This window comes from Roseovarius sp. MBR-154, assembly GCF_053628595.1.
Genome location: NZ_JBRJGR010000008.1, coordinates 99,619 through 122,812, shown reverse-complemented (window position 1 = coordinate 122,812; position 23,194 = coordinate 99,619). Strand labels below are relative to the sequence as shown.

Here is a 23,194-nt window from a genome sequence, read left to right as displayed (position 1 = left end):
GGACGATTGGGAGGATGAAATTTGGCACAGCCGTCACAGGCGACGGACGGGATGGATTCCGTTCCGGCGCTCTTGCAACGTAACGCCACGCGGTTTGGCGATAAACCCGCCTACCGCGAGAAGGAATACGGCATCTGGCAATGCTGGACCTGGGCCGAGGCCGAGAAAGAGATCGAGGCGCTTGCGCTCGGCCTCATCAATCTTGGCGTGAACGAGGGTGATTTCATCGCCATAATCGGGCGCAACCGGCCGCATTTCTACTGGTCGATGGTGGCCGCGCAATCGGTGGGGGCGATCCCCGTGCCGCTCTATCAGGACGCCGCAGCCGACGAGATGGCCTATGTCATGGACCATTGCGGCGCGCGCTTTGCCATCGTCCAGGATCAGGAGCAGGTCGACAAGCTGATCGAGGTGCAGGAGGGGCTGCATCAGCTGGAACAAATGATCTATGTCGATCCCCGGGGCCTGCGCAAATACGACCATCACAAGCTGCACCGGTTCATCGACATCCAGGAGCAGGGCCGCGCCGCCTATTACGAATGGATCGAGGACCTCAAGGCGCGGCGCGAAAAGCTGACCTATGACAGTATCTGCGTGATGCTCTATACTTCGGGGACCACCGGCAAGCCCAAGGGCGTGGTGCTGAGCAATCGCAACATCATCGAGGCGTCGAGATCGTCCTCGGAATTCGACAAGCTGACCCGCGACGAGGAGGTGCTGGCCTATCTGCCGATGGCGTGGGTCGGCGATTTCATCTTTTCCATCGGGCAGGCCTATTGGTGCGGGTTCTGCGTCAACTGCCCCGAGAGCCCCGAGACCATGCAGACCGACCTGCGCGAGATCGGGCCGACCTATTATTTCGCCCCGCCGCGCGTGTTCGAGACGCAATTGACCAATGTGATGATCCGGATGGAGGATGCAGGGCGCGTCAAGAAATGGCTGTTCGATCACTTCATGGCGCATGCCCGCCGGGTGGGCCCCGCGATCCTAGATGGCAAGCCCGTGGGTGGGATGGACCGGCTGAAATATGCGCTTGGGCGGGTGTTCATCTACGGCCCGCTCAAGGATACGCTCGGGCTTGGCCGGGTGCGGGTGGGTTATACGGCGGGCGAGGCGATCGGGCCGGAAATCTTCGATTTCTACCGCTCGCTCGGCATCAACCTCAAGCAGCTTTACGGCCAGACCGAGGCCAGCGTGTTCATCACCCTGCAACCCGATGGCGAGGTGCGCTCTGACACCGTGGGCGTGCCCGCACCGGGCGTGGAGATCCGCATCAGCGACACCGGCGAGGTGTTCTATCGCGGCCCCGGCACGTTCGAGTATTATTACAAGAACGAGGAGAGCACGAAAAAGACCAAGGATTCAGAGGGTTGGGTCGCGACTGGCGACGCGGGTTTCTTCGAGGACGGCTCGGGTCATCTGCGGATCATCGACCGCGCCAAGGATGTCGGCAAGATGGCCGACGGGCAGATGTTCGCGCCGAAATACGTGGAGAACAAGCTCAAGTTCTATCCCAACATCCTTGAGGCCGTGGTGTTCGGGCATCAGCGCGCGCACTGCACGGCCTTCATCAATATCGACCTGACGGCGGTCGGCAACTGGGCGGAGCGCAACAATATCGGCTATGCCTCTTACCAGGAACTGGCCGGAAACCCGCGCGTGCTCGACATGATCCAGAGCCATGTGGAGGAGGTTAACCGTAGCCTCTCGGACGATCCGATGCTGTCGCATTGTCAGGTGCATCGCTTCCTCGTGCTGCACAAGGAGCTTGATGCCGATGACGGCGAGATGACCCGCACACGCAAGGTGCGCCGGGGTGTCATTTCCGAGAAATTCGAAGACCTTGTGGGCGCGCTCTACGATGGCTCGCGTGAGATTTATACCACGACCGAGGTCACGTATGAGGACGGGCGCAAGGGCAGCATCAGCGCCACGCTCCAGATCCGCGATGCCGCGGTGGTGCCTGTCGAGACAGCAAAGGTGGCGGCGGAATGAAGGATATGACACCTGAAGGCTACACCACCGAGGACGGTCGCAAGATCGGTGGGGTGGTGATGGAAATGAGAAATATCACGCTGCGCTTTGGCGGGGTGGTGGCGATCCAGGATATCAGTTTCGACATTCGCGAGGGCGAGATCCGGGCGATCATTGGGCCCAACGGGGCGGGCAAATCCTCGATGCTCAACGTGATCAGCGGGTTTTACCATCCGCAGGAGGGCGAGGTCTGGTACAAGGGGGCCAGACGCCCGACGATGAAGCCCTATGAGGTCGCCCGGCAGGGCATCGCGCGCACCTTTCAGAATATCGCGCTGTTTGAGGGGATGACGGTGCTCGACAACGTGATGACGGGCCGTATCCGGCAGATGAACGCGGGGCTGCTGTCACAGGCGATCTGGAAGGGCAAGGCCGAACGGGAGGAAGTCGAGAACCGTGAAGCCGTTGAAAAGATAATAGATTTTCTGGAAATTCAGCACATCCGCAAGACCCCGGTGGGGCGTCTGCCTTACGGCCTCAAGAAGCGGGTGGAACTGGCGCGGGCGCTGGCCGCCGAGCCGTCGATCCTGCTGCTGGACGAGCCGATGGCGGGGATGAACGTCGAGGAAAAGGAGGACATGAGCCGCTTTATCCTTGATGTGAATGACGAATTTGGCACCACGATTGCCCTCATCGAGCATGACATGGGCGTGGTCATGGACCTGAGCGACCGGGTGGTGGTGATGGATTACGGCAAGAAGATCGGCGACGGCACGCCCGACGAGGTGCGGCAGAATCAGGCGGTGATCGACGCCTATCTGGGGGTGGCGCATGACTGATTTTTCCAGATCGGTATCACGTCGGTATCACGTCGGTATTCCGTCGGTGCCGCAGAACAACGCGAAACAGGGAGGCCGGAGCCATGCCTGAGCAGTTTATCTGGGGAATCGAGGTCATGCTCAACGGCCTCATGGCCGGGGTGCTCTATGCGCTGGTGGCGCTCGGCTTCGTGCTGATCTTCAAGGCGTCGGGCATCTTCAATTTCGCACAAGGCGTGCTCGCGCTCTTCGCGGCCTTGACGCTGGTCGGGATCATGGAGGGGCAGGTGCCGTTCAGTCACCTGATCAACGCGGTCTTTGGCACCGAGGTGCATCATTTCGGATGGACGGTGCCGGCGCTGGGCGCGATCCTGCTGACGATGGTGGTGATGGTGGCGCTGGCCTGGGCGGTCAATCAGTTCATCTTTCGCCATCTTGTCGGGCAGGAGCCGATCATCCTCTTCATGGCGACCATCGGCCTTGCCTATTTCCTCGAAGGGTTCGGGGACATGATGTGGGGGTCTGACATCAAGAAGCTGGATGTCGGCCTGCCGCAGGGCATCAACAGCGTCATCGACGAGGTGACCTATAATATCTTCGGCTACGGCTTCTTCATCGACAATCTCGATCTGTGGGCGACGTTCGTGGCGGCGCTCTTGGTGATCGCGCTGGTGATGTTCGCGCAGTTCTCCAAGCATGGCCGGGCGATGCGGGCGGTGGCGGATGACCATCAGGCGGCGCTGTCGGTGGGGATCTCGCTCAAGTTCATCTGGGTGATGGTCTGGTCGCTGGCGGGCTTTGTGGCGCTGGTCGCGGGTATCATGTGGGGCACCAAATCAGGCGTTCAGTTCTCGCTGTCGCTGATCGCGCTCAAGGCGCTTCCCGTTCTCATGCTGGGCGGCTTTACCTCGATCCCCGGTGCGATTGTCGGCGGGCTGATCATCGGGGTCGGTGAAAAGCTCTTCGAGTTCACCATCGGTGCGCCTTATCTGGGCGGCGCCACCGAAATCTGGTTCGCCTATGTGCTGGCGCTCGTCTTCCTCGTGTTCCGGCCGCAGGGTCTGTTCGGCGAGAAGATCATCGAGAGGGTGTGAGGGCATGGCACACAAGTCGCGCATCAGCGTGGTCTGTATCGACTGCAAGACCGAAGACCTGACAGGGGCCGCTGAATTCTGGTCAGCCATGCTGGGCAAGAAGGGCGAGATCGACGAGCGCGGAAAATATGTTCAGTTCGACGGGCACACAGGCCATCCGAAGGTGCTGCTTCAGGCGGTCGACCACGCGCCACGCGTGCATCTGGACATCGAGACCGATGACAAGGAGGCGGAATGCGCGCGGCTGAAATCGCTGGGTGCGACGGAAATCGACCGCATCCGCAGTTGGATCGTGATGGAGGCCCCGACCGGGCACCGGTTCTGTCTGGTCGGACCGCAGGGAGACGACTGGCCCGGCGACGCGACCGAGTTCGATGGGGGAGCCAACGGATGAGACAACTGATTGCCATCGTCAACGTGATCGCCTGGGCCGGGTTCTGGGCGTTCGGCTATCTTGCGTTGTCGGCGCAGGTCGAGAACACAGGGCAGATGGTCATTGCCGCCGTGCTGGCCGCGATGGGCGGCGGGGTGGGCATGCTGGCCTATTTCTGGCTGGTGCGCCATTCGGAGGCGACCGGCTATGCCAAGCCGGCAAACCGCGCGGAAAAGCGCGACGACGACGACATTCATGGGGAGGTGCTCTGAAATGTTTTACCGTGAGGCGGGGGATTTCAAGACCTCCTATACCGACGACAGCCAGACCTTTCCAATCAAGTTCGACCGCTATCGCTATTACGCGGTGCTGGTTGCGGCGTTCGCCGTGGTGCCCTTTGTCATCAACGACTATTGGGTGAACGCGGTCTTTCTGCCGTTCCTGATCTACTCGATCGCTGCGATCGGTCTCAATATCCTCGTGGGCTATTGCGGGCAGGTCAGCCTTGGCACCGGCGGGTTCATGGCGGTGGGGGCCTATGCGGTCTACAAGCTGATGACCGGCTTTCCCGAGGTGAGCATCTTCATCCACATCATACTCGCAGGTGGAATCACGGCCGGGGTGGGCGTGCTCTTTGGCCTGCCATCGCTGCGGATCAAGGGGTTTTACCTGGCGGTGGCGACATTGGCGGCGCAGTTCTTTCTGGTCTGGCTCTTCAACCGGGTGCCGTGGTTCTACAACTACTCGGCCTCGGGGCAGATCAGCGCGCCCGAGCGGACCATGTTCGGTGTGCCGGTGACCGGTGCCGAAACGGCGCCCTGGGCGGCCTATCTCTTTTGCCTGGTCTTTGTTGTCGCCTCGGCGATCATCGCCCGCAATCTGACGCGCGGCATGGCGGGGCGCAAATGGATGGCCATTCGCGACATGGACATCGCCGCCGAGATCATCGGGGTGAACCCGCTCAAGGCCAAGCTGAGTGCCTTTGCCGTCTCGTCCTTCTTCGTGGGCATCGCGGGCGCGCTGTTCTTTGCCGTTTACCTCGGCGCGGTCGAGGTGGGCGAGGCGTTCGGCATCAACAAGTCGTTCCTCGTCCTCTTCATGGTGATCATCGGGGGGCTCGGCTCGATCTTCGGCAGCTTTGCCGGGGCGGCGTTTCTGGTGCTGTTGCCGGTGCTCTTGAAGAACACGCTGGTGGGCGGTCTGGGCTGGCCCACCGATCTGGCGGCGCATCTGGAGTTCATGATCGTGGGGGCGCTGATCATCATCTTTCTGATCGCGGAGCCGCACGGGCTGGCGCAACTGTGGCGCGTGGCCAAGGAGAAGCTGAGACTTTGGCCCTTCCCGCATTAGGGGGGGCATGGGTGGGTGAAACCGCACCATTGGTGGATTGAAAACCCACCCTACGGGATTGGGCGCGGGAGATCGCGTTCAAGACAAGACATCGGATAAAAACCAAGGGAGGATAATACCGATGAAACAGAGACTTATGGCAACCGCGCTGGCGGCGGCGATGATGGCGGGACCGGCGCTGGCCGAGCTGACCATCGTCGACACGAGCTATCGCACCGGGCCTTATGCCGCGAACGGCATTCCGTTCTCGGACGGGTATCAGGACTACTTTACCCTGCTCAACGAGCGTGATGGCGGCATCGGCGGCGAGAAGATCAACCTCGTGGAATGCGAGACCGGTTACAACACCGAGAAAGGCGTGGAGTGCTACGAGGCCACCAAGAACGCGGGCAGTGGCGCGCTGGTCTATCAGCCGCTCTCGACGGGCATCACCTATCAGCTCATTCCCAAGGCCACCGCCGATGGTATCCCGCTTCATACCATGGGGTACGGGCGCACCTCGGCCAAGAATGGTGAGGTCTTCAAGTGGGTGTTCAACTATCCGGCCAACTACTGGGACGGGGCGAGCCACGCGATCACCCATATCCTGAACGAGAATGGCGGCGATATCTCTGGCCGCAAGATCGCGCTGGTCTATCACAACTCGGCCTATGGCAAGGAGCCCATTCGCACGCTGGAGGAGCTCGCGAAGAAGCACGGGTTCGAGCTGATGCTGCTGCCGGTCGACCATCCCGGTCAGGAGCAGAAATCGCAATGGCTGCAGATCCGTCGCGAGAAGCCCGACAACGTGATCATGTGGGGCTGGGGCGTGATGAACCAGGTCGCCATCCAGGAGGCGGTGAACATCCGCTTTCCGATGGATCAGTTCATCGGCATCTGGTGGTCGGGGTCCGAGAATGACGTGAAGCCGGCGGGCGACCGGGCCAATGGCTACAAGGCGCTGACCTTCCACAATCTCGGCGATGACTATCCGGTTTACGCGGACATTCAGGAACATGTCGTGGGCACCGGCAAGGCTGCGGGTGCGGGCGATCAGGTGGGCAGCGTGCTCTATAACCGGGGCATGTATGCCGCGATGCTGGCCGCCGAGGCGATCAAGACCGCGCAGGAGATGCACGGCGTGAGTGCGATCAGTGCAGCCCAGATGCGTGACGGCATGGAGAACCTGGAGATGACCGAAGAGAAGATGGCGGCACTTGGCCTGCCCAACTTCGGCCCCGAGTTCAAGGTGTCCTGCGAGAACCACGGCGGCAACGGCTTTGGTGCCGTGTCGCAATGGGATGCCGAGGCCGGGGAGTTCACCCTGATCACTGACTATTACCAGTCGGATCAGGAGATCATCTCGAAGCTGGTGGCCGAGGATTCGGCGCAGTTTGCCGCCGAGAACGGGATCGAGCCGGGCTGCTGAGGCGATGTGACCCTGTCCGGCCGCCGCACGGGGTGGCGGCCGGGCGATTTGAGTATTTTTGGAACGATGAAGGTGGGGTCGTCCTGCCTGTCTGGGACGGAGATCTTTGATGCTGGATGCAGGAAAGACCGACGAGGCGCTTCTCGAGGTCAACAATATCGAGGTGATCTACAATCACGTGATCCTCGTGCTGAAGGGCGTCAGCCTGAGCGTGCCCAAGGGCGGGATCACGGCGCTTCTGGGTGGCAACGGGGCGGGCAAGACCACGACGCTCAAGGCGATCTCGAACCTGCTGAAATCCGAGCGCGGCGAGGTGACCAAGGGCACGATCCACTATCGCGGCGAACGGGTGCAGGATCTGCTGACCTCGGATCTGGTGAAAAAGGGCGTGGTGCAGGTGATGGAGGGGCGGCATTGCTTCGAGCATCTGACGGTCGAGGAGAACCTGCTGACCGGGGCCTATACGCGGGGGGCCTCGCGCGGTGATATCGACGCCGATCTGAACATGGTCTACGACTATTTCCCGCGCCTCAAGGAGCGCCGCAAGTCACAGGCGGGCTATACCTCGGGCGGGGAGCAGCAGATGGTGGCGATCGGGCGCGCGCTGATGAGCCGCCCCGAGACGATCCTGCTGGACGAGCCGTCGATGGGGCTGGCCCCGCAGCTGGTGGAGCAGATTTTCAGCATCGTGAAATCGCTCAACGAGCAGCAGGGCTATACCTTTTTGCTGGCCGAGCAGAACACCAATGTCGCGCTGCGGTTCGCGCATTACGGCTATATTCTGGAATCGGGCCGGGTGGTGATGGACGGCCCCGCCAAGGACCTGCGCGAGAACCCCGACGTCAAGGAATTCTACCTTGGCATGTCGGATGAGGGGCGCAAGAGCTTTCGCGACGTGCGCAGCTATCGCCGCCGCAAGCGTTGGTTGGCGTGAGCCTGTTCGCATTTCCCGAGACCGACGCCAGAGGATGATGGCATGACCGACTATTTCGACGCCCAAGAGACCCGCAGCGCGGTGGAGCGCGCCGAGGCGCTGGCCCGCGACCTGCCTGCGCAGATCGCGCGGGCGCAAGGCTTGCCGGGTTATGGCGGGGCCCTGGACGGGGTGGAGGCGCAGCGGATCACGGATGCGGCGGCGCTCTCGGTGTTGCCGGTGTTGCGCAAATCCGATCTGGGGCGGGCGCAGGGCGCGGCGGCCCCGTTTGGCGGGCTGACCGGTCTGCCTGCCGCAGGATTCGCCCATATTTTTCAATCCCCCGGCCCGATCTATGAGCCGGGCGGGGTGAGCCATGACTGGTGGCGCATGGGCCGGTTTCTGCATGCCTGTGGCGTGGGGCGGGGCGATATCGTGCAGAATTGCTTTGGCTATCACCTGACGCCTGCCGGGATGATATTCGAGAACGGCGCGCGGGCGGTGGGGGCGGCGGTGCTGCCCGCGGGCACCGGCCAGACCGAGTTGCAGGCGCGGGCCGCGCATGACGTGGGCGTTACCGCCTATGCGGGCACACCCGATTACCTCAAGGTCATTCTCGACAAGGCCGAGGAGATGGGGCTGCCGCTGAAGATCACCAAGGCGGCGGTGGGGGGTGGTGCGCTCTTCCCGTCTTTGCGCGCGGAATATGCGGAGCGTGGCATTCAGTGCCTGCAATGCTATGCCACCGCCGATCTGGGCAATATCGCCTATGAGAGTGCGGCGCAGGAGGGCATGATCGTCGACGAGGGTGTGATCGTCGAGATCGTGACCCCCGGCACCGGCAATCCGGTCGCCCCCGGCGAGGTGGGCGAGGTGGTGGTGACCACGCTCAACCCCGACTATCCGCTCATTCGGTTTGCCACCGGCGATCTCAGCGCGGTGATGGAGGGGGAAAGCCCCTGCGGGCGCACCAACATGCGCATCAAGGGCTGGATGGGCCGTGCCGATCAGACCACCAAGATCAAGGGCATGTTCGTGCGCCCCGAACAGGTGGCGGCCCTGGTGGCGCGGCATGATACGATTTCACGCGCCCGCGTGATTGCCAGCCGCGAGGGTGAGGCGGATGTGATGACCGTGCGGATCGAGGCCACCGGCGGCGAGGCCGATCAGTATGCCGGGGCGGTGCGTGAGGTGCTCAAGCTCAAGGGGCGGATCGAGGTGGTGCCGCCGGGCAGCCTGCCCAATGACGGCAAGGTGATCGAGGATCTGCGCAGCTACGAGTGAGGGGTGCCTTACGAGAAGCGGTTGGCGTCATAGGGGGCGAGGTCGATATTGGGGCGGCGTCCGGCGATCATGTCGGCAATGAGCCGCCCGGTCTTGGGCCCTGCTGTCAGGCCGATATGCTGGTGGCCAAAGGCGGCGTGCACGCCGGTCTGGCCTATTTCGCCGATCAGCGGCAGGCTGTCCGGGGTTGAGGGGCGAAAGCCCATCCATTCCTCGACGCTGTCATAGGTGAGACCCGGGAAGACCTGCGCCGAGATGCGGCGGATGAGATCGAGCGGCGCGCGCGATGGCCCCTTGGTGATGCCGCCCAGTTCCACCGTGCCTGCGCAGCGCAGCCCGTGGGCCATCGGGTTGACCGCGAATTTGCCGGTCGAGATCATCAGCGGGTGGCGCGGCATCTGCGAGGGGTTTTGGAAATGCAGGTGATAGCCGCGTTCGGCCTCGAGCGGCACCTTGAGGCCGAGTTTGCGCATCAGCGGTTTCGACCAGATGCCCGCCGCCAACACGGCGGTATCGCAGGGCAGCGCGCCCTGATCCGTCACCACGCCGGTGATGCGACCGCCCGCGAGGGTGATGTCGCGGACCTCGGCGCGGCGGTACTGGCCGCCCTCGGATTGCAGAACCTGGGCGAGATCGGCCATGTAGGCGAGCGGGTCGCGGATATGGCCGTGGCCCTTGAGCAGGGCGAGGCATTGGGTGGCGGGGCCGAGCATCGGCTCGACCTCCTGCACGGCGGCGCCTTCGATCAGTTCGGGGATATGCCCGGCAGCGCGCTTCATCTTCCACCCATAGCTGTCGGCGTCGAACGCGGCGCGGCTGGGATAGGCATAGGCGAAATCGCTGGTGGCGAGCCATTTTTCGGCCGGCGTGCCGCGCACCAGCGCGCGGTGCTGGTCAACGCTGTCGCCGATGATGGGGATCAACCCCTCGACCATGCGGCGGGTTCCCTCGGGCGTGGCGTTGCGGGTGAACTGCCAAAGCCATGGCAGGAGGCGCGGCAGGTAGGACCATTGCAGGAACAGCGGTGAGCGCGGGTTGCTGAGGTATTTGATCGCGGTGGGAATGAGATCGGGGGTGTTGACCGGCACGATGGCCCATTGCGCGAGCAGCCCGGCATTGCCCTGCGACGCCCCCGCGCCGGGATAGTCGCGGTCCACCAGCGTGACCTCGTGGCCCGCGCGGCGCAGCCAGATGGCGGAGCTGAGGCCGCAGATGCCGGCCCCGATGACGATGATGTTCTGGGGGGTGGTCACGGCTGGCCTCTGGCGTGTGGGTCGCGGGTTCGCCGCCACCTAAGCGCAGCGCGCGGCGCGCGGCAAGGGCATGTGGAGGGCGTGGCAAAGAAAAACCCCGCCCAGGTTGGGGGCGGGGTTTCGATGTCTGCCGGGTGCGGTTGCACCGGGTGCCGGGGTCAGCCCTGGCGGGCCTTGAACCGGGGCTGCGACTTGTTGATGACGTAGACGCGGCCTTTGCGGCGCACGACACGGCAATCGCGATGCCGGTTCTTGAGCGAACGCAGCGAATTACGAACCTTCATGGTCGTCTCCTGTCTGTCGTGGCGCGGGCCAGCGCCTTGGGTTACGGGTGTCTCGCGGAGTGCGAAACAGTGAATTCATGGTGGGCGATACAAGGTTCGAACTTGTGACCCCTTCGATGTCAACGAAGTGCTCTACCGCTGAGCTAATCGCCCATGAATGCCAGCCGAACCTTGCGCCCTAACGAAGAGGGCGCGGAAGCCCGCGCCGGTTCGCTGGTCTATAAAAGGAGTCGAAGAGGGGATCAAGGGCTTTTAGATGCGCAATTTCGGTCTATTATGACTTTCAAGAGGAGCGTGAATGCCGAAGGCCGCCTATCATCTGATCCATCCCGAACGGCGCACCACATCGGTGGTGTTCGCCTCGCCCCATAGCGGGCGGGATTACCCTTGGACGTTCCTGCGGCGCACCGCGCTGAACGAGCATTCCGTGCGCTCGTCCGAGGATGCGTTTGTCGATCAGTTGTTTGATTGTGCGCCGCGCGCGGGGGCGCCGTTCATCAAGGCGGGCGCGCCGCGCGCCTATGTCGATCTCAACCGCAGCGCCGATGAGCTTGATCCGGCGCTGATCGAGGGGGTGAGCCGGCAGGGGCACAATCCGCGCGTGGCCTCGGGGCTGGGGGTGATTCCCCGGGTGGTGGCGAACGGGCAGGCGATCTATTCCGGCAAGCTGAGCATGGCCGAGGCACGGCACCGGATCGAAACCTATTGGCGGCCCTATCATATCGCGTTGCAGGGGCAGCTCGATCAGGCAGAGCTGATGTTCGGCGAGGCGATTCTGGTGGATTGCCATTCGATGCCGCATGAGGCGATGGATGCGGTCGCGCGGCGCGGTGTGCGCCGTCCCGAGATCGTTCTGGGCGACCGGTTCGGGGCCGCTGCCGATGGCGCGGTGGTGGACCGGATCGAAGAGGTGTTCAGGCGGGCGGGGCTGGTGGTGACGCGCAACACGCCCTTTGCGGGGGCCTATATCACGCAGGCCTATGGACGCCCGTCGCGCGGGCGGCATGCGGTGCAGATCGAGATCGACCGGGCGCTCTATATGAACGAGCGGCTGATTCGGCCGAACGGCAATTTCGAGGCGTTCCGGAGGCTGATGCGCGACGTGGTGCGCGAGATCGCGGATATCGGGCGTTCGGACGCAGTGCCGCTGGCGGCGGAGTAGGGCTCTTTGGCCTGAAGCGGACCTTGGCGGATTCAAGGATGAGCCGTGCGGTGCCCGACCGCGGGTGGGCGCGGCACCCTTTCCGGAAGGCACTTTATATCAGCCCAATACTTCCGCGTTTTCAATTACTTGATACGTGGCAAAAGCGCCCGCCCGGGGGGCGGTCGGGCGCTGCGCGGCGGTGCCTGCGGCACCTCGATTCCGCGCATTGGTGCTAGAGGCCAAGGAACGCAACAGGCCAAAAGCCACTCACCGGCCTTACCGCAACGCCCGCCCTTTCAGGATCGCGTCCGGTCCGAATTTCGAGCGGATTGCATCCGTGGCGCGTTCCGCCCCGGCGCGGCGGGCGGCTTGCGGGTCGAGCAGGTCGCCGGAGCGGTCGGCGCCGTCCTCTGGCACGAGATCGGACAGCCCCACGCCAATGAGCCGGTAGGCCGCACCCTGCGGCACCTGATCCATCAGCGCGCGCGCCGCGCGATAGAGCGTGTCTGCCATTTGCGTCGCGTCCCTCAGGCTCTGGCGGCGGGTCAGCAGGGAGTGATCCGCGCGCTTGAGCTTGAGCGTGGCGACGCGGCCCGCGATGCCCTTGGCCTTGGCGCGGTCCGCGACTTTTTCCGACAGCCGCCAAAGATGCCCGTCGAGCAGGTCGAGATCGGCGGTGTCGTCGGAAAACGTGGTCTCGTTGGAGATCGACTTGACCGGCGCGTTGGCGGCGACGCGGCGGCGGTCCTGCCCGCGCGCGAGATGCCAGAGCCGGTCGCCCATTGACCCGAAGCGCGCGATCAGGTCGCGCTGTTCCCACCGCAGCAGATCGGCGAAGCTATGGATGCCCGCGCCGTTCAGTGCCTTCAAGGTCGATTGGCCGACGCCCCAGATCAGGCTCACGGGCTTGTCGCGCAGGAAATCATCCGTTTCCCCCGCGCCGATCACCGAAAAACCCTGCGGTTTGTCGAGATCCGAGGCGATTTTGGCGAGAAACTTGTTATGGCTGAGGCCGATGGAGCCGGTCAGCCCCAACTCATCGCGCATCCGCCGCACGAGACGGGCGAGCATCACGGCAGGCGGCGCGCCGTGCAGCCGCGCGGTGCCGGTGAGATCTAGAAACGCCTCGTCGAGCGAGAGCGGTTCCACCGCGGGCGTGAGGTCGAGCATCATCGCGCGGATGGCGCGCGATACCTCCGCATAGACCTCCATCCGGGGGCGGATCACCACCGCCTCGGGGCAGAGCCGCAGCGCCTGGAACATCGGCATGGCCGAGCGCACACCGCGAATGCGGGCGATGTAACAGGCGGTCGAGACCACGCCGCGTCGCCCGCCGCCGATGATCAGCGGCTTGTCGGCGAGATCCGGGTTGTCGCGTTTCTCGACGCTGGCATAGAAGGCGTCGCAATCCATATGCGCGATCGACAGATCCCAGAGTTCGGGATGCGCCACGATGCGCGGGCTGCCGCAGGCGGGGCAGCGGCGGGCAGCGTCGAATCGGGTCAGGCAATCGCGGCAGAGGCTGGGCATGATGGGGACAGGATATCTCAGTTCGGTCGGCTTGGCAGCCATTTGATGATGCTTGTCAGTCCTGGATGCGCGGCCTAGGGTCCGCGCGACCAAGGAGCGCCCGCCATGACCCACCGTTTCCCCGTCCGCGTCTATTACGAGGATACCGATATGGGCGGTATCGTCTATCACGCCAATTACCTCAAGTTCATCGAGCGCGCCCGCAGCGCCTGGGTGCGCGATCTGGGGGTAGACCAGAACGCGATGCGCGAGCGCGACGGGGTGATCTTTGCCGTGCGCCGCATCGAGGCGGATTATCTGGGGCCAGCGAAGTTCGACGACGCGCTCGAGGTCGAGACGAGCACGGTGCAGGTGACCGGCGCGCGGCTGGTGATGGAACAGGTGGTGATGCGCGGAACCGTGCGGCTGTTTCAGGCGCTGGTGACGGTGGTCTGCGTGACCGAGGCGGGGCAGCCGGCGCGGCTTCCGGCGAATATCCGCCTGCAACTTCACTGATCGGGGCTTTCACGCCTGTTTTGATCGGGATATGTTGGCTTTCCCTCTGGAAATAGGGTAGGTTCTCCCGCAATAAGGCGGGTAAACCGGCCAAACCTATAAAGAGCAGGCAGATGGAAGCAGAAACCCTGGCATTGGCACAGGAGATGGATTTCTCCATGTGGGCGTTGTTCGCGCGCTCCACCCTCGTTGTGAAACTCGTGATGTTGTTGCTGATCGTGGCCTCGTTCTGGGCCTGGTCGATCATCATCCAGAAACTCATTACATATCGCAAGGCCCGGCGCGAGGCCGAAAACTTCGACCGGCGGTTCTGGTCGGGTGAGCCGCTCGATGGCCTCTTTGACGAGATCGGGCCGGAGCCTGCCGGGCATTTCGAGCGGATTTTCGCGGCGGGCATGATGGAATGGCGGCGCAGTCACCGCACCGATGGCGCGCTGATCCCCGGAGCTACGGCGCGGATCGACCGCAGCATGGATGTGGCCATCGCCAAGGAATCCGAGAGCCTGCAAAGCGGCTTGCAGGTGCTGGCGACAGTAGGGTCCACCGCACCGTTCATCGGGCTCTTTGGCACGGTCTGGGGGATCATGCATTCCTTTATCAATATCGCCGAGCAGCAGAACACCAATCTGGCCGTGGTGGCGCCGGGCATCGCCGAGGCGCTGCTGGCGACCGGTCTGGGCCTGCTCGCGGCGATTCCGGCGGTGATCTTCTACAACAAGCTGAGTGCGGATGCCGACCGGATCGTGGCCAGCTATGAGGCCTTTGCCGACGAGTTTGCCACCATCCTCAGCCGTCAGCTGGACAGCTAGGCCATGGGGGCGGGGGTCGTTCAGAAATCCGGCGGTCAGGGGCGGCGCAGGCGCGGGCGGGGACGCTCGCGGCCGATGGCCGAGATCAACGTCACGCCGTTTGTCGACGTGATGCTGGTGCTGTTGATCATCTTCATGGTGGCCGCCCCGCTGATGGTGGTGGGCGTGCCGGTGGAATTGCCCAAGACCGCCGCCAATTCGCTGCCGGGCGAGGATGAAGAGCCGCTGACGGTGACGGTCACGGCGGATGGCACGGTGATGATCCAGACCACCGAGGTGCCGCGCGGCGATCTGGTGGCGCGGCTGCGCGCCATCGCGACCGAGCGTGACAGCACGCGGGTGTTTCTGCGGGCCGATGGTGCAGTGCCCTATTCCGACGTGATGCAGGTGATGGGCGCGCTCAATCGCGGCGGTTTCGGCAATATCGGGCTGGTGACGGAAGCTGGCGGGCCCGCGCTTGACGGGCAGGGCGGCTAGGGGCGCGGCTGGTGTGAATACCGGGCAGATCATATCGGGGGCGGGTCATCTGGCATTGATCGGATGGGCCCTCATCGGAGGTGTGTTCCAATCCGCGCCGCCGCCTTTCGAGGTGGTGCAGGCGACGGCCATTTCCGAAGAGGAATTCGCGGTCATCATGGACCGGGAGCGCGCACCGGAGGCGGTGGCCGATGTCGACACGCCGGAGCCGCCGGCACCCGGCGAGGCGGCACCGAGCCTGAGTTCCGAGGCCGATACGCCGCCCGAAGCGGCACAGCCCGATGCCAATGAGGCCTCGCCGCCCGATCCCGCGCCGGATGTGTCGCAAATCACGCCGCCCGCGCCCGCCGAGGTCGAGGATGCGCCCCCGGTGATGGAGGTTCCGCAGGAGGATATGGCTGTGATGGTGCCCGAGGTCTCGCCCCGCCCGCAGCCGCGCCCGGCGCCGCGCGTCGCCCCCGAAGCGGTGGAGCGCCCCGAGCCGGATGTGCGCGTGGATGACGTGGCAAGCCCCGAGGTGACACCCGACGAGGGCGCCGAGACCGTTGAGGAGCCGTCGGAGGCCACGGCACCGGAAGAGGCCGCGACCGAGATCGTGACCGAGGCCGAGGAACCGGCGCAGGCCGCGCCCTCGGCCTCGGTCCGGCCCCGGTCGCGTCCGGCGCGCCCGGCGGCGACCGCCGAGGCCCCTGTCAAACCCGAGGCCCCCGCCAAGCCAGAGGCCCAGCCCGACACCAAGCCCAAGCCTGAAACCCCCGCGACCGATCAGAGCGCCGTCAACGACGCCCTCGCGGCGGCCCTGGGGCAGGCGCAGCAAAGCACCGAGGCCCCGAGCGGCCCGCCGCTGACGGGGGGCGAGAAGGACGCGCTGCGCGTCGCCGTGCAGCGCTGCTGGAACGTCGGCAGCCTGAGCTCCGAGGCGCTGGGCACAACGGTTGTGGTGGGCGTGAAAATGGCGGAGAATGGCACGCCCGAGATCGGCACCATCCGGATGCTGAGTGCCTCGGGCGGTGGCGATGCGGCGGCGAAACAGGCGTTCGAGGCCGCCCGGAGGGCGATCATCCGCTGTGGGAATGACGGGTTTGATCTGCCGGTCGAGAAATACGATCACTGGCGTGATATCGAGATGACATTCAATCCGGAGAAAATGAGGATCAAATGATGCGGTATATGATGAGCCTCCTTGCGGCGCTGATGCTTTGGGCGGTGCCCGCCCTTGCGCAGGATGGCGGCCCGCTTCGGATCGAGATCACCGAGGGTGTGATCGAGCCGATGCCCTATGCAGTGCCCGATTTCGTGGGAGAGAGCGCCGAGGCCTCCGAGATGGGGCGCAATCTGGCACGCGTCATCGCCTCGGATCTGAGCGGCACGGGTCTGTTCCGGGAAATACCGGCGGAGGCGCATATCAGTCGGATCACCAGCTTTCAGAGCCCGGTGCAGTATGCCGACTGGCGCGCGGTCAAGGCGCAGGCGCTGATCACCGGTGCGGTCAGCGTCGAGAGCTCGGGTCGGCTGGTGGTGAAGTTCCGCATCTATGATGTCTTTGCGGGTCAGGAGCTGGGCAACGGGCTGCAATTCGTGGGCACGCGGGACGGCTGGCGGCGGATCGCGCATAAGGTGGCCGATCAGGTCTATTCCCGGATCACCGGCGAGGGCGGGTATTTCGACAGTCGGGTGGTCTATGTGGCCGAGAGCGGCCCCAAGGATCAGCGCGCCAAGCGGCTGGCGATCATGGATTACGACGGCGCGAATGTGCAGTATCTGACCGACAGTTCCAGCCTCGTCCTTGCACCGCGCTTTTCGCCCACCGGCGACCGGGTGCTTTATACCAGCTACGAGTCGGGCTTTCCGCGCATCTATGTGCTCGACGTGGCCAATGTGGGCCGCCGTGTGCTGCCGACGATGGATGGCACGATGAGTTTCGCGCCGCGTTTCGCGCCGGATGGGCGCACGGTGGTCTATTCCATCTCGCAGGGCGGCAATACCGATCTTTACCGCATGGATATCGGCACGGGGGAGAGCACGCGGCTGACCACTGCGCCCTCGATCGAGACCGCCCCCAGCTATAGCCCGGATGGCCGTCAGATCGTGTTCGAGAGCGACCGCTCGGGCACGCCGCAGCTTTATATCATGTCCGCAGGCGGCGGCGATGCGCAGCGCATCAGCTTCGGGCAGGGCCGCTATGGCACGCCGGTGTGGTCGCCGCGCGGTGATCTGATCGCCTTTACCAAGCAATCCAAGGGCCGCTTTCATATCGGCGTGATGCGCGTGGATGGCAGCGAAGAGCGGTTGCTGACCGCCTCGTTCCTCGATGAGGGGCCGACATGGGCCCCGAACGGCCGGGTGATCATGTTCACCCGCGAAACCCAAGGCGCGCAGGGGCAGTCGCGGCTTTATTCCGTCGATATCTCGGGCCGCAACCTCAAGCAGGTGCAGACCAGCGGCGGCGCGAGCGACCCGGCCTGGTCGCCGCTTCAGGACTGACGATGCACGGCCTGCGTTTCCTTGGGGCGCGGGCTGTGGTAAACAAGACCCGAGGCCATGAAACGAATGGGGCAAGAATGACCTATCTGAGCAAGACACTGATCCTGTGTGCGGGGCTGGCGCTGGCCGCCTGTACCAATCCCGACCGGTTTGAAGACCAGAATTCCGCCGGCCTTGATGGCGCGGGCGCAGGCGCGGGCCTGTCGGGCTCGGCGCAGGACCCGAGATCGCCGGCTTATTTTCAACAGGCGATCGGCGACCGGGTTCTCTTTGCGGTCGATCAATCCACCCTGAGCAACGAAGCACAGGCGACGCTGGACGGGCAGGCGAACTGGTTGATGACCAATTCCGATTACATCGCGACGATCGAGGGCCATGCCGATGAACAGGGCACGCGGGAATACAACCTCGCGCTGGGCGCGCGCCGGGCCAATGCCGTGCAGGAATATCTGGTCAGCCAAGGCGTCGCGTCGAACCGTCTCAAGGTCGTGAGCTACGGCAAGGAGCGCCCGATCGAGATTTGCAGCGCCGAGAGCTGTTACGCGAAAAACCGCCGCGCCGTGACGGTGCTTGCCGCCGGTCTGGGTAGCTGATCCGACCTCGGGAGGGCCATATGCGCTATCTTGCTGTAACACTCGCGCTCACGCTTGCCCTCGCCCCCGCCGGGGCGGGGGCGCAGAATACCGAGACGCTGGCCGATATCCGGCAGGAGCTGTCGGTGCTGTTTGTCGAGCTCAAGAAGCTGCGGCGCGAGCTGAGCACCACGGGCGGGGCTGGACAGCTATCGAGCGGTGGCTCGATCCTCGACCGGGTGAACGCCATCGAGAGCGAGGTGCAGCGCCTGACCGCCAAGACCGAGGAGCTTGAATTCCGCATCGACCGGGTGGTGAGCGACGGCACCAACCGGGTCGGCGATCTGGAATTCCGGCTGTGTGAACTGGAGCCCGATTGCGATATTTCCGGGCTAGAGCCGGGTGATACGCTGGGTGGAGTGGCGCCTGCCACGGGCAGCGGCGGGGCGATTGCCGCCGCGCCCGACGAGGGCAGCGACGACGGTGGCCCGCAGCTTGCCGTGGGCGAGCGCGACGATTTCGAGCGCGCGCGGGCGGCGCTGGACGCGGGCGAGTACGCGGCGGCGGCAGAGCAGTTCGCGGCCTTTCGACAGGCCTATCCCGGTAGTCCGCTGAGCGGGCGGGCGGGGCTTTTGCGGGGGGAGGCGCTGGATGGCGCGGGCCGCAAGAGCGATGCCGCGCGGGCCTATCTGGAGACCTTCAGCGCGGCCCCCGGTGGCGAGGATGCAGCCGAGGCGCTGTTTCGTCTGGGCCGTGCGCTAGGGCAGCTTGGCCAGACCGAGGAGGCCTGCGTGACGCTCGGGCAGGTTGGCGCGCGCTATCCCGATGCGGCGGTGGTGTCGGACGCGCAGGCGGAAATCAACCGGCTCGGCTGTTCGTGACGACGGACGGGTCGGACAGTCTTTACAGCCTCAAGCGCCATTTCGCGCCCCCTCTGCCGGGGGTGATCGGCGTGGCCGTGTCGGGCGGCAGTGATTCCCTTGCCTTGTTATACCTGCTGCATGACTGGCAGCGCGATGGCGGCCCGGATGTACGGGCGGCGACGGTCGATCACGGGCTGCGGGCCGGGGCCGCGGCGGAGGCGGCAGAGGTCGCGCGGCTTTGTTCGGGGCTGGGGATCGTCCATGACACACTGGCATGGCGGGGCTGGGACGGCGCAGGCAACATGGCCGACCGCGCCCGGCGCGCGCGCTATGCGCTGCTGGCCGAGTGGGCGCGGGATCAGGACATCGCGGATATTGCCGTGGGCCATACCGAGGATGATCTGGCCGAGACCTTCCTGATGCGGCTGGCGCGCGGCGCCGGGGTGGACGGGCTGGCGGCGATGCGGGATCGTTGGTCGCAAGCCGGTGTGACCTTTCATCGCCCTCTGCTCGCGCTCCGACGCGAGCATCTCAGGGAATTACTGCGCGCTCGCGGTGTGACCTGGCTAGAGGACCCGACCAACAGCGACACTGCCTATGAGCGCGCGCGCACCCGTGCCGCGCTGGGCGCGCTGGCCCCGCTCGGCATCGACACGGCAACGTTGGCCGCAGCGGCGCGGAAAATGGCCGGGGTGCGCGCGGCGCTGTATCATCACGCGCATGCCTTGGCGCAGACGCATGTGCGGATCGAGGCGGGCGATGTGCTGATCGCGCGCGCCGCGGTGCAGGCGATGCCGGACGAGGCGGCGCGGCGCATCCTTCAGACCGCGCTGCGCTGGATCAACGGGGCGGAGTATCCGCCGCGCGGGCCCGCCATGACGCAGTTTCTGGCGGCGGCGCGGGGGGGCGAGGCGATGACCCTGCAAGGCTGTTACATGCAGGCGCAGGGCGAGGCGCTGCGCATCGGGCGGGAATATAATACGGTGGCCGGGCTGCGCGTCCCGCAGGGGCAGGTCTGGGACGGGCGCTGGCGCATCGACGGGCCGGAGGTGGCGGGGGCGGAGGTTGCGGCACTTGGCCCCGAAGGACTGCGCGCCTGTCCCGAGTGGCGCGCGGGCGGGCTGCCGCATGGGGCCGCCATGGCGAGCCCGGCGCTCTGGCGCGGGCCGGAATTGCTGGCCGCGCCGCTGGCGGGACGGCCCGATGGATATGCCTGCCACCTTGCCCGCGACGCGGAGCATTATCACGCCGCGTTATTATCTCATTGAACATGGGGGCGTGATGTCTATTTTAGACCGGTGCGCCCCGTGCTATGAGCCGGGCAACCGATTTTTGGGAGAAAACTCTTGGGCAACGCAAGAAATATCGCCTTCTGGCTGGTTCTGTTCCTGTTGATCCTCGCGCTGTTCAATCTGTTCAGTGGCTCGGGCAACACGCTGCAAAGCCGCTCTGTCCCCTATTCCGAGTTCGTGGCGGCGGTTGACGACGGCGCGGTGAGCCAGGTCACGCTGGATGGCGAGACGGTGCGCTATCGCGGCGCCGACGGGCAGGATTACACCACCATCCGGCCCGAGGATGCCGAGATCACGCAACAGCTGATCGACCAGGGCATTCCGGTCAAGGCCGAGAGCCAGGAGCAATCCGGGTTTCAGACCTTCCTCGTGTCGCTGCTGCCCTTCCTGCTGCTGATCGGGGTGTGGATCTATTTCATGAACCGCATGCAGGGCGGCGGCAAGGGCGGGGCCATGGGCTTTGGCAAGTCCAAGGCCAAGATGCTGACCGAGAAGCATGGCCGTGTCACCTTTGACGACGTGGCGGGCATCGACGAGGCCAAGGAAGAGCTGGAAGAGATCGTCGAGTTCCTGCGCAACCCGCAGAAATTTTCGCGTCTGGGCGGCAAGATCCCCAAGGGTGCGCTGCTGGTGGGCCCGCCGGGCACCGGCAAGACGCTGCTGGCGCGTGCCATCGCGGGCGAGGCCGGTGTGCCGTTCTTCACGATCTCCGGCTCGGACTTTGTCGAGATGTTCGTGGGGGTCGGTGCCAGCCGTGTGCGCGACATGTTCGAGCAGGCCAAGAAGAACGCGCCCTGCATCGTCTTCATCGACGAGATTGACGCCGTGGGCCGCCATCGTGGCGCGGGCTATGGCGGTGGCAATGACGAACGCGAGCAGACGCTGAACCAGTTGCTTGTGGAAATGGACGGGTTCGAGGCCAATGAAGGCGTGATCATCATCGCGGCGACCAACCGCAAGGATGTGCTTGACCCCGCGCTTCTGCGCCCCGGCCGGTTCGACCGTCAGGTGACGGTGCCCAACCCCGACATCAAGGGCCGTGAGAAGATCCTCAACGTCCATGCCCGCAAGACGCCGCTTGGTCCCGATGTGGACCTGCGCCTGATCGCGCGTGGCACGCCCGGCTTTTCCGGTGCGGACCTTGCCAATCTCGTCAACGAGGCGGCGCTGATGGCGGCGCGCGTCGGCCGTCGCTTTGTCACCATGGTCGATTTCGAGAATGCCAAGGACAAGGTGATGATGGGGGCCGAGCGCCGCTCGATGGTGCTGACCGACGACCAGAAGGAAAAGACCGCCTTTCACGAGGCCGGGCATGCGGTGGTGGGTCTTGCCCTGCCGAAATGCGATCCGGTCTACAAGGCCACGATCATCCCGCGCGGCGGCGCGCTGGGCATGGTGGTCAGCCTGCCGGAGATCGACCGGCTGAACTGGCACAAGGCCGAATGCGAGCAGAAGCTGACCATGACCATGGCGGGCAAGGCGGCGGAGATCCTCAAATACGGCGAGGGCGATGTGTCGAACGGGCCGGCGGGCGACATTCAGCAGGCCAGCGGGCTGGCGCGCGCGATGGTGATGCGCTGGGGCATGTCCGACAAGGTTGGCAATGTCGATTACGAGCAGGCGCATGAAGGTTACATGGGCAACGGCGCGGGTGGCTTTTCGATCTCGGCCCATACCAAGGAACTGATCGAGGAAGAGGTGAAGCGCCTGATCGACGAGGCCTATCAGAACGCCAAACGCATCCTCGAGGAGCGTCGCGACGAATGGGAGCGGCTGGCCGAGGGTCTGCTCGAATACGAGACGCTGACCGGAGAGGAGATCAGCCGTGTGATCCGCGGCGAGCCGCCCGAGGCCGGTGACGGCGATGGCGGGGCCGCAGAGGCGGCAAAACCGTCGGTCACCGCGATTCCCAAGACCAAGCCCAAATCCTCGCCCGGGTCGGGCAAGGGCGGGCTGGAGCCCGAGCCCTCGACGTGAGCGCGACGCTGACAAAAGCAGACTGGAATCCCGGGGCCTATGCGAGGTTCCGGGATCAGCGTTTGCGCCCCGCGCTCGACCTGCTGAATGCGGTCGGGCAGATGGGGGCCGGGGAGGTGGTCGATCTGGGCTGCGGCAACGGGGTGATGGCCGAGGCGCTGCGCGCGCGCGCCAGCGGGCGCGGGTTGACGGGGGTGGATGCCAGCCCCGCGATGCTGGAGAAGGCGCGTGCCAGCGGGGCCTATGACGCGATCCAGCAGGCCGATATCGCCGACTGGCACCCGCGACAGGCGCCGGGGCTGATCTATTCCAACGCGGCCCTGCATTGGGTGGGAGATCACGAACGCCTGATGCCGCGGCTTGCCGCGATGCTGAGCAAGGGCGGCACCCTCGCGGTGCAGATGCCGCATCAGAACAAGGCGCCCTCGCACCGCGTCTGGCTGACGCTGGCCGAGGAGCTTTATCCCGGACGGGTCGAGACGATGGGTACGCCCGGTGTCATGGCCCCGGTGAAATACGAGGAATTGCTGGCGCCCCTGGGGCAGTTCCGCCTGTGGGAAACCGATTACTACCAGCGCCTGACCGCCGAACCGGGCAGCCATCCGGTGCGCCGCTATACCGAGAGCACCTATGCGCGCCCGGTGCTGGCGATGCTGGATGCGGAGGAGAAGGCCGATATCATCCGGCGATACGAGGAGGTGATGCACACCGCCTATCCGGTGCGCGCCGATGGCACCGTGCTGTTCCCGTTCCGGCGGATGTTCTTTACCCTCACGGTCTGAGCCTGTGGCCGCCGTTGC

General features: G+C 64.9%; 23 protein-coding genes and 1 tRNA gene. 20 read left to right on the top strand and 4 right to left on the bottom strand.

All coding sequences use genetic code 11. The annotated features are described in order from the left end of the window. The first annotated feature begins 51 nt into the window (after nucleotides 1–51). The 9 genes from ACSSV4_RS12240 (at nucleotide 52) to ACSSV4_RS12200 (ending at nucleotide 9,214) form a co-directional block, all read left to right on the top strand. A complete protein-coding gene (locus ACSSV4_RS12240) occupies nucleotides 52–1,995 on the top strand; it encodes an AMP-binding protein (protein ID WP_454275462.1) in 1,944 nt (647 codons plus the stop codon). Beyond that, nucleotides 1,992–2,813: an ABC transporter ATP-binding protein gene (locus tag ACSSV4_RS12235; protein ID WP_454275460.1), complete on the top strand. Its 822-nt coding sequence runs from the start codon at nucleotides 1,992–1,994 to the stop codon at nucleotides 2,811–2,813. Before ACSSV4_RS12240 ends, ACSSV4_RS12235 begins: the two co-directional genes overlap by 4 nt. Before the next feature lie 83 nt (nucleotides 2,814–2,896). Then, nucleotides 2,897–3,886, top strand: a complete 990-nt coding sequence (locus ACSSV4_RS12230; RefSeq protein WP_454275458.1) for a branched-chain amino acid ABC transporter permease — start codon at nucleotides 2,897–2,899, stop codon at nucleotides 3,884–3,886. A gap of 4 nt (nucleotides 3,887–3,890) precedes the next feature. After that, entirely contained in the window at nucleotides 3,891–4,280 is a 390-nt protein-coding gene (locus ACSSV4_RS12225) for a VOC family protein (protein WP_454275456.1), read from the top strand. Then, nucleotides 4,277–4,531 (top strand): hypothetical protein, encoded by a 255-nt coding sequence (locus tag ACSSV4_RS12220; RefSeq protein WP_454275455.1) that lies wholly within the window; start codon nucleotides 4,277–4,279, stop codon nucleotides 4,529–4,531. The genes ACSSV4_RS12225 and ACSSV4_RS12220 overlap by 4 nt, the downstream gene beginning before the upstream one ends. Nucleotide 4,532: 1 nt before the next feature. Next, on the top strand, nucleotides 4,533–5,609 hold the full coding sequence (locus tag ACSSV4_RS12215; protein WP_454275453.1) for a branched-chain amino acid ABC transporter permease: 1,077 nt from the start codon (nucleotides 4,533–4,535) through the stop codon (nucleotides 5,607–5,609). A 121-nt stretch (nucleotides 5,610–5,730) separates the two neighbouring features. Further along, complete coding sequence (locus ACSSV4_RS12210) at nucleotides 5,731–7,017, top strand: ABC transporter substrate-binding protein (RefSeq protein ID WP_454275452.1); 1,287 nt, start codon at nucleotides 5,731–5,733, stop codon at nucleotides 7,015–7,017. A 109-nt stretch (nucleotides 7,018–7,126) separates the two neighbouring features. Beyond that, nucleotides 7,127–7,951 carry an ABC transporter ATP-binding protein gene (locus ACSSV4_RS12205; protein WP_454275450.1) on the top strand — a complete coding sequence of 275 codons (825 nt, stop codon included), beginning with the start codon at nucleotides 7,127–7,129 and terminating at the stop codon, nucleotides 7,949–7,951. Between the two features lie 42 nt (nucleotides 7,952–7,993). Next, complete coding sequence (locus tag ACSSV4_RS12200) at nucleotides 7,994–9,214, top strand: phenylacetate--CoA ligase family protein (RefSeq protein ID WP_454275448.1); 1,221 nt, start codon at nucleotides 7,994–7,996, stop codon at nucleotides 9,212–9,214. Between the two features lie 8 nt (nucleotides 9,215–9,222). On the opposite strand, the gene ACSSV4_RS12195 is transcribed toward ACSSV4_RS12200, so the two are convergent. The 3 genes from ACSSV4_RS12195 to ACSSV4_RS12185 all read right to left on the bottom strand — a co-directional run bounded on the left by ACSSV4_RS12195 (nucleotide 9,223) and on the right by ACSSV4_RS12185 (nucleotide 10,904). Continuing rightward, nucleotides 9,223–10,467: an NAD(P)/FAD-dependent oxidoreductase gene (locus tag ACSSV4_RS12195; protein ID WP_454275446.1), complete on the bottom strand. Its 1,245-nt coding sequence runs from the start codon at nucleotides 10,465–10,467 to the stop codon at nucleotides 9,223–9,225. Between the two features lie 158 nt (nucleotides 10,468–10,625). Beyond that, nucleotides 10,626–10,751: a type B 50S ribosomal protein L36 gene (ykgO, locus tag ACSSV4_RS12190; protein ID WP_050663377.1), complete on the bottom strand. Its 126-nt coding sequence runs from the start codon at nucleotides 10,749–10,751 to the stop codon at nucleotides 10,626–10,628. A gap of 78 nt (nucleotides 10,752–10,829) precedes the next feature. Then, nucleotides 10,830–10,904, bottom strand: a tRNA-Val gene (locus tag ACSSV4_RS12185). Between the two features lie 145 nt (nucleotides 10,905–11,049). Here ACSSV4_RS12185 and ACSSV4_RS12180 point away from each other — a divergent pair. Next, nucleotides 11,050–11,913, top strand: coding sequence for an N-formylglutamate amidohydrolase (locus ACSSV4_RS12180; protein WP_454275444.1), 864 nt, complete (start codon nucleotides 11,050–11,052; stop codon nucleotides 11,911–11,913). A 258-nt stretch (nucleotides 11,914–12,171) separates the two neighbouring features. Here ACSSV4_RS12180 and ACSSV4_RS12175 read toward each other — a convergent pair whose 3' ends face one another. Continuing rightward, nucleotides 12,172–13,425: a DNA polymerase IV gene (locus ACSSV4_RS12175; RefSeq protein ID WP_454275442.1), complete on the bottom strand. Its 1,254-nt coding sequence runs from the start codon at nucleotides 13,423–13,425 to the stop codon at nucleotides 12,172–12,174. A gap of 105 nt (nucleotides 13,426–13,530) precedes the next feature. On the opposite strand from ACSSV4_RS12175, the gene ybgC reads away from it, so the two are divergent. From ybgC to ACSSV4_RS12125, 10 genes are all read left to right on the top strand, one after another. Next, entirely contained in the window at nucleotides 13,531–13,920 is a 390-nt protein-coding gene (ybgC, locus tag ACSSV4_RS12170; RefSeq protein ID WP_454275440.1) for a tol-pal system-associated acyl-CoA thioesterase, read from the top strand. Nucleotides 13,921–14,033: 113 nt separating this feature from the next. Continuing rightward, nucleotides 14,034–14,729, top strand: coding sequence for a protein TolQ (gene tolQ, locus ACSSV4_RS12165; RefSeq protein ID WP_454275439.1), 696 nt, complete (start codon nucleotides 14,034–14,036; stop codon nucleotides 14,727–14,729). A 3-nt stretch (nucleotides 14,730–14,732) separates the two neighbouring features. Next, a complete protein-coding gene (gene tolR, locus ACSSV4_RS12160) occupies nucleotides 14,733–15,206 on the top strand; it encodes a protein TolR (protein ID WP_454275438.1) in 474 nt (157 codons plus the stop codon). 13 nt (nucleotides 15,207–15,219) lie between these two features. After that, the gene (locus tag ACSSV4_RS12155; RefSeq protein ID WP_454275436.1) at nucleotides 15,220–16,368 is read left to right on the top strand and encodes an energy transducer TonB; all 1,149 of its coding nucleotides are present in this window, start codon (nucleotides 15,220–15,222) and stop codon (nucleotides 16,366–16,368) included. Next, entirely contained in the window at nucleotides 16,365–17,690 is a 1,326-nt protein-coding gene (gene tolB / locus ACSSV4_RS12150; RefSeq protein ID WP_454275434.1) for a Tol-Pal system beta propeller repeat protein TolB, read from the top strand. The genes ACSSV4_RS12155 and tolB overlap by 4 nt, the downstream gene beginning before the upstream one ends. 77 nt (nucleotides 17,691–17,767) lie before the next feature. Then, entirely contained in the window at nucleotides 17,768–18,283 is a 516-nt protein-coding gene (gene pal / locus ACSSV4_RS12145) for a peptidoglycan-associated lipoprotein Pal (protein ID WP_454275433.1), read from the top strand. Nucleotides 18,284–18,303: 20 nt separating this feature from the next. Next, nucleotides 18,304–19,143 (top strand): tol-pal system protein YbgF, encoded by an 840-nt coding sequence (ybgF, locus tag ACSSV4_RS12140; protein WP_454275431.1) that lies wholly within the window; start codon nucleotides 18,304–18,306, stop codon nucleotides 19,141–19,143. After that, the gene (gene tilS / locus ACSSV4_RS12135) at nucleotides 19,140–20,393 is read left to right on the top strand and encodes a tRNA lysidine(34) synthetase TilS (RefSeq protein ID WP_454275430.1); all 1,254 of its coding nucleotides are present in this window, start codon (nucleotides 19,140–19,142) and stop codon (nucleotides 20,391–20,393) included. Before ybgF ends, tilS begins: the two co-directional genes overlap by 4 nt. Before the next feature lie 78 nt (nucleotides 20,394–20,471). Continuing rightward, a complete protein-coding gene (gene ftsH / locus ACSSV4_RS12130) occupies nucleotides 20,472–22,394 on the top strand; it encodes an ATP-dependent zinc metalloprotease FtsH (RefSeq protein ID WP_454275429.1) in 1,923 nt (640 codons plus the stop codon). A gap of 62 nt (nucleotides 22,395–22,456) precedes the next feature. Then, nucleotides 22,457–23,176 carry a methyltransferase domain-containing protein gene (locus tag ACSSV4_RS12125; protein WP_454275493.1) on the top strand — a complete coding sequence of 240 codons (720 nt, stop codon included), beginning with the start codon at nucleotides 22,457–22,459 and terminating at the stop codon, nucleotides 23,174–23,176. Nucleotides 23,177–23,194 lie beyond the last annotated feature (18 nt).

Bases quoted from the DNA above. Each gene is read 5' to 3' on its own strand.
- ACSSV4_RS12240 (WP_454275462.1), top strand. From the start codon at position 52: ATGGATTCCGTTCCGGCGCTCTTGCAACGTAACGCCACGCGGTTTGGC.
- ACSSV4_RS12180 (WP_454275444.1), top strand. From the start codon at position 11,050: ATGCCGAAGGCCGCCTATCATCTGATCCATCCCGAACGGCGCACCACA.
- ACSSV4_RS12215 (WP_454275453.1), top strand. From the start codon at position 4,533: ATGTTTTACCGTGAGGCGGGGGATTTCAAGACCTCCTATACCGACGAC.
- ykgO (WP_050663377.1), bottom strand. From the start codon at position 10,751: ATGAAGGTTCGTAATTCGCTGCGTTCGCTCAAGAACCGGCATCGCGAT.
- pal (WP_454275433.1), top strand. From the start codon at position 17,768: ATGACCTATCTGAGCAAGACACTGATCCTGTGTGCGGGGCTGGCGCTG.
- ACSSV4_RS12230 (WP_454275458.1), top strand. From the start codon at position 2,897: ATGCCTGAGCAGTTTATCTGGGGAATCGAGGTCATGCTCAACGGCCTC.
- tolQ (WP_454275439.1), top strand. From the start codon at position 14,034: ATGGAAGCAGAAACCCTGGCATTGGCACAGGAGATGGATTTCTCCATG.
- ACSSV4_RS12175 (WP_454275442.1), bottom strand. From the start codon at position 13,425: ATGCCCAGCCTCTGCCGCGATTGCCTGACCCGATTCGACGCTGCCCGC.
- ACSSV4_RS12205 (WP_454275450.1), top strand. From the start codon at position 7,127: ATGCTGGATGCAGGAAAGACCGACGAGGCGCTTCTCGAGGTCAACAAT.
- ybgF (WP_454275431.1), top strand. From the start codon at position 18,304: ATGCGCTATCTTGCTGTAACACTCGCGCTCACGCTTGCCCTCGCCCCC.
- ACSSV4_RS12200 (WP_454275448.1), top strand. From the start codon at position 7,994: ATGACCGACTATTTCGACGCCCAAGAGACCCGCAGCGCGGTGGAGCGC.
- tolR (WP_454275438.1), top strand. From the start codon at position 14,733: ATGGGGGCGGGGGTCGTTCAGAAATCCGGCGGTCAGGGGCGGCGCAGG.
- ACSSV4_RS12235 (WP_454275460.1), top strand. From the start codon at position 1,992: ATGAAGGATATGACACCTGAAGGCTACACCACCGAGGACGGTCGCAAG.
- ACSSV4_RS12225 (WP_454275456.1), top strand. From the start codon at position 3,891: ATGGCACACAAGTCGCGCATCAGCGTGGTCTGTATCGACTGCAAGACC.
- ybgC (WP_454275440.1), top strand. From the start codon at position 13,531: ATGACCCACCGTTTCCCCGTCCGCGTCTATTACGAGGATACCGATATG.
- ACSSV4_RS12210 (WP_454275452.1), top strand. From the start codon at position 5,731: ATGAAACAGAGACTTATGGCAACCGCGCTGGCGGCGGCGATGATGGCG.
- tolB (WP_454275434.1), top strand. From the start codon at position 16,365: ATGATGCGGTATATGATGAGCCTCCTTGCGGCGCTGATGCTTTGGGCG.
- ACSSV4_RS12220 (WP_454275455.1), top strand. From the start codon at position 4,277: ATGAGACAACTGATTGCCATCGTCAACGTGATCGCCTGGGCCGGGTTC.